Source organism: Chitinophaga sp. (assembly GCF_036566945.1).
Lineage (GTDB): Bacteria > Bacteroidota > Bacteroidia > Chitinophagales > Chitinophagaceae > Chitinophaga.
The window spans coordinates 1-5,094 of the sequence record NZ_DATCVJ010000472.1 but is presented as its reverse complement, the minus strand read 5'-3'; the positions used below and the strand labels follow the sequence as shown (position 1 = coordinate 5,094).

At 45.5% G+C, this 5,094-nt stretch carries 5 protein-coding genes and 1 pseudogene; 3 read left to right on the top strand and 3 right to left on the bottom strand.

Going from position 1 to position 5,094, the window contains the following annotated elements; genetic code table 11:
- The 3 genes from VIP81_RS14495 to VIP81_RS14485 all read left to right on the top strand — a co-directional run.
- Positions 1-709: M56 family metallopeptidase (locus VIP81_RS14495; RefSeq protein WP_331961892.1), on the top strand; the 709-nt coding region annotated here is incomplete at its 5' end.
- A 71-nt stretch (positions 710-780) separates the two neighbouring features.
- A complete protein-coding gene (locus VIP81_RS14490; protein ID WP_331961889.1) occupies positions 781-1,086 on the top strand; it encodes an HP0495 family protein in 306 nt (101 codons plus the stop codon).
- Positions 1,087-1,229: 143 nt separating this feature from the next.
- A complete protein-coding gene (locus tag VIP81_RS14485; protein ID WP_331961886.1) occupies positions 1,230-1,901 on the top strand; it encodes a YceI family protein in 672 nt (223 codons plus the stop codon).
- Between the two features lie 84 nt (positions 1,902-1,985).
- On the opposite strand, the gene VIP81_RS14480 is transcribed toward VIP81_RS14485, so the two are convergent.
- The 3 genes and pseudogenes from VIP81_RS14480 to VIP81_RS14470 all read right to left on the bottom strand — a co-directional run.
- Positions 1,986-3,902, bottom strand: a complete 1,917-nt coding sequence (locus tag VIP81_RS14480; protein WP_331961883.1) for a sialate O-acetylesterase — start codon at positions 3,900-3,902, stop codon at positions 1,986-1,988.
- 102 nt (positions 3,903-4,004) lie between these two features.
- Complete coding sequence (locus VIP81_RS14475; RefSeq protein WP_331961880.1) at positions 4,005-4,754, bottom strand: SDR family oxidoreductase; 750 nt, start codon at positions 4,752-4,754, stop codon at positions 4,005-4,007.
- 19 nt (positions 4,755-4,773) lie between these two features.
- Positions 4,774-5,094: pseudogene (locus VIP81_RS14470) on the bottom strand (alpha-glucuronidase); the annotation flags it as partial.

The window sequence follows — 5,094 nt, the reverse complement described above, 5'->3', positions numbered from 1 at the left end:
GGTAAAGGTGCCTGCCGCTATTGGTACGTTAAAACCCGTTATCCTGGTGCCGTTGGGCATGTTGACAAAGTTGTCGGCCGACCAGGTGGAAGCGATCCTGTTGCATGAACTGGCGCATATCAGAAGGAATGATTATTTCGTAAACCTGCTGCAAAGCTTTGCAGAAACATTGTTTTTCTTTAATCCGGCGGTACTGTGGTTGTCTTCCCTGATCCGTGCGGAAAGAGAAAATTGTTGCGATGATATGGTGGTAGCAGGCCCCAGTTCCAGGAAGGTTTACATCAGTGCATTGGTCGCTTTTCAACAGCATTATATAAATGACAACAGCATTGGTATGGCCATGGCTTTTCCCGGCAAGCAGCATACTTTACTGGATCGGGTGAGAAGAATAGTAAGCAACGAGAACCGCCATCTTAATCTTGCAGAGAAACTGATGTTGCTGGGTAGCATTATGGCAATTTGTTTGCTCCCGTTATTATTTACCAGTTCTTCAAATGCACAGCGCCTGGCAGATAACACCACTCATCAAACACAAAACAGCGCCGCTATGGATTCAATTACACCAGCAACCGATAAAAGCAAACATGCCCCGGCAAAAGAAGCCAGTACTGCCAGACCCTATCGCCTAACGACGCTTCAACCCAATTTATTGAATTTTCTTTTTAAACCGCAACCAGTGCCTGTATTGAAGGAAGGGGATGGTTGCTGACTTATTTTGCCGGAAAAAAAGACGTATTTTGCAGGATTATTTTAGAGGATAAAAATGATAAATAGCATAATATGTCTACAGGTGAAAATGCAAATGCCGGCTTAAGCGAAGATCCGTATGAAAATTTTCGTTCGTTGTTACAGCAGTCAATGGTATTCCCTACTGAATATACTTTTAAGTTTATTATTAAGGCAGATGAGGATAAGATCGCAGAGTTGAAAGCTATGTTTGCCAATGCCCCGGCTACCATTACAGAAAATAATTCAGCTACCGGGAAGTATAAGTCATTTACGGTGCAGGTACAGGTGCAGGATGAAGAAGAAGTAATTGCCTATTATAAAGAGGTATCCACTATTAACTCGGTCATCATGCTCTAAGGGGCAACCCATTATTAGGTGTTTCGACGTTATATGTATATACATGAATTGTTATAATATTGACATATTTCGATGTGTTGCGTCGTTGAATAGACCTAATTGTCTAATTTCGTGGACTTATAAATAACATCTAATTGGACTTTATGAAGCAAACAGTACCTGCTTTTATCTTGCTGGCCACTCTGGCAGCATGTGGCGGTGCTTCGACCGATCAGGCGAAGACCGAAGAAAAGAAAGAAGCCGCTGTAGCCGCGGGCGCAGCGTATGCAATTGACACTACCACTACTGCTGTTCAATGGCGTGCCACTCACAAAGGTGGATTTGCGCCACGCTTTGGTGTTATTAAAGTAGCGGATGGTAGTCTCAATGTTGAAAACGGAACAGTTACCGGTGGTAGCTTCGACGTAAACATGAACACCCTCACAACAGATCCGTCTTCTGTTACTGAGCCAGAAAAGAAATCCACAGATCTGGATGGTCACCTGAAAAGTGCTGACTTCTTTGACGTGGCTAAGCACCCAACCGCTAAATTTGTAATCACTGCGGTGGCTCCTTACGACAGCACTAAGCAGAAAAGCCTGCTCCCAGGTGCTACCAATCTTATCAGCGGCAACCTGACCCTGAAAGATAGTACCCTGAACATCACTTTCCCTGCACAAATCACTGTTAATGGAAACGACGTTACTGCAAATGCAAAATTTGTAATCGACAGATCTTCCTGGGGTATCAGCTACAAAACAGAAGGTAGCGCTGAAAACTGGATGATCAGCAAAGATGTTGAAATTGGTTTCAGTCTGAAAGCCGTAAAGAAATAATCGCTTTACGATCTTTAAGATCCTGATAGATAAAAGAAGCCTTACACCGCAAAGTGTAAGGCTTCTTTTATGTAGTTTGGTTTTTTATTCGTCCGTTCTGAAAGGGGAAGCCGGTAATTGTTCCTGGTTACATAAGTTGGGATTGACCGGGTTGTCGGACCAGGCATAACGTATGTAGAGCGGATGGCTGATCTCATCGCTCCATACGACTACCTTGTTATCTTCTATTTTTGTACTGGCCCATACAAATTTTTTATCGGCGCCGGCAATCTCAAAGGTAGCAGGTGCATCACCATCTTTGGTGGTCAGTCCTCCGCCGGTTTGGGTAAAGCTGACAATGATTTTATTTTGGGCAACAGCAGCCGACTGATAAAGAGGACCTGTATAGATAATATTTTCTTTGTACGCTACTTTCATGGCGGTAAGGGCCATGCGTTCGCCCACTGCTTTTTTATTGTCAGGGTGAACGTCATTCCACTCACCCAAATCAATAGCGACCGTCATGGCGGTATTGGGAACAGATAATGTTTTCAGTTGCGAAGCTCTCATTAGCGCCCAATTACTTTCTGCCGGTAAATAATTGTAATCCATAAATCCCGGCAGTTGTACATAGAGAAAAGGCAGCGGACCTTGCGCCCATTTGGCTCTCCAGTCGCTGATCAGTGCCGGTAATTGTCTTTCGTAGGCGGCAGGTTGGCCGGCATTGGCCTCTCCCTGGTACCAGCAAATTCCTTTGATGGTATAATTAATTTCCGGCGCCACCATCGCATTATACAAGGCAGCTGGTTGATATTGAGGCGGCATATTCGTAATCGGTTCTTTGCGCGCAACCGGCGGAAAAGCTGCACCCACCTTATATTGCCACTCACCTTTTAAATCAATTGTATCCTTGTCCGAAAAAATGTAATAAGGTTTATCCGGCACAAACCCGCCTTTGCCGGCGTTATTGGTGACCCGAACAACAAATAAGTTCTTGCCGGCTTTCAATACATCTGCATTTACTTTGTATCTGCGTTGAGGATATTGGTAAGGGGTACTCCCTGTTTGTTGACCGTTGATATAAAGCTCATCTGCATCCACAATTCTTCCTAAAAAAACAGTAGCGGGTTTACCTGCCATGGAAGCGGGGATCTCTATTTCCCGCCTGTACCATACCACACCGTTCAAATCCTTCACGCCCTGGTCTTCCCAGTAACCGGGGATATTAATATTATGCCATCCTTTCGGAACATAATTGGGATCCTGCCATTCAGGGTGAGCGTTGCGTCCGGCATCTATTGGTGGTTGGGATTTGGCAACAGGTTGTTGCAAGCTATTGCGGTAAGCCGTGTCTTTATTTTTTTGGATAGTTGCCAGCTGCGCCGGGAAATCTTTTGTGCCTTCCTCACTCATCCACGCTTCGATGGGGGTTCCGCCTACGCTGGCATTGATGATCCCTATGGGGACTTTATATTTTTCGTAGATTTTTTTTGCGAAGAAATAAGCCACCGCCGAAAATGGCCGCACCGCATCTCCAACGGCAGGACTCCAATATCCCGCGGGGAGGTCCGTCTCTGGCCCTGAGAAGCTTGTAAGTGTAGGTACCAGGAACTGCCTGATCTGCGGATCATTCGCTTCTGCAATATCACGCGCATAGGTAACATCGTGAACGTTCATTTGATGCACCATGTTCGACTGACCACTGCAAAACCATACATCGCCAAACAGGATATCCTGCAGGGTGATGGTATTTCCCGCTGTAATATCTATGCGGTAAGGGCCGCCGGCTTTGGTGGGTGGTAAATGTACGTTCCAGTTGCCACCAGCATCGGCGGTGGTTTTATATACTTTACCGTTGAAGCGCACCTGTACTTTTTCATGCGCGGATGCCCATCCCCACAATTTTATTTTTTCATCTCTCTGCAGGATCATGCTGTCGCGAATAAGGTGGGGCAGTTTTAGTTGTGCGCTCCCGCTGCATATAGAAAACAGGAACAGGGGAATGATGATTAAATTTTTCATGTCAGGATTTTCTGGGACTATTCGGTGTTAAAAAAAACGATGTGATCTATTTACCAATAACAGTTATTAAAAGCCAATATGGTAACTCCACTTATTTACCGGTTAAAAACCAATACTGTTTCCTCCATCTACCGGCAACACTACGCCGGTAATAAATTTTGCGGCATCGCTGGTCAGGAAGTAAGCTGCCTCGCCAATGTCGGCGGGTTGGCCCATTGTTCCCATGGGAGTTCTGCCAAATACTTTGGCCTTTCTTTCCGGATCACTATCCAATGCTTTTGCGGTCATGTCGGAATAAATAAACCCCGGCGCAATCGCGTTTACCCGTATGCCTTTGGGCGACAGTTCAACCGCCATGGCTCTGGTCATGCCGTCAATGGCCGTTTTGCTGGCGGAATAGGCAATCACTTTAGGAATACCATATTGTGCTGCCATAGAGCTGATATTTATGATGCATCCGGCCTGCTGTAGTTGCATGTTTTTGACTACCTCGCGGCTCATGGTGAAAACGGCGGTCAGATTTGTCAGGATAACCTGTTGAAACTCTTCATCCGTGACCTCCGTGAAATCCTTCTTCATATTGGTACCTGCATTATTCACCAGTATATCTATGGGACCATACTGGTCCACTATCGCTTGCACAAAACCGGGGATAGAAGCCAGGTGCGTCACATCGCAAGGGATGGCGTGACATAATTCTCCCAGTTGTTGTTGCGCTGCGTTTAATCTGTCAGGATCTCTTCCTGCAATGATTACGCGGATTCCCTGTTGTACGAATTTTTCGGCAATGGCCAGGCCAATTCCTGAACCGCCACCCGTTACAATCGCTAATTTTCTTTTTGTCGTTGTCATCAGTTGCATGTGCTTTTAATCAGATACCCGGTGCGAATGGGAACTGCAGACTTTTATAATATTCCAGTGTGTGGTCTTGTTTTTCATACTGTGCCGGGATAGGCATCCGGCTGAATGTCTGAAAATATAATAAGCAGGCATTCCGCCACCAGAGAGCTTCTTTGTGTTGTATAGCCAACAGCATCGTCACTTGTTCAAATCGTTGTTTATCTACAAAGGGTTGTAGTGCTTTCCAGGTATCCTGCATTTTTTGGGTCCTTTCTGCACCGGTATAATATTGATAGCAGAGCTCTTCCCATAAGTGGTGGCCGTTTTTCATCCGGAAGTTCCAGGGTACATG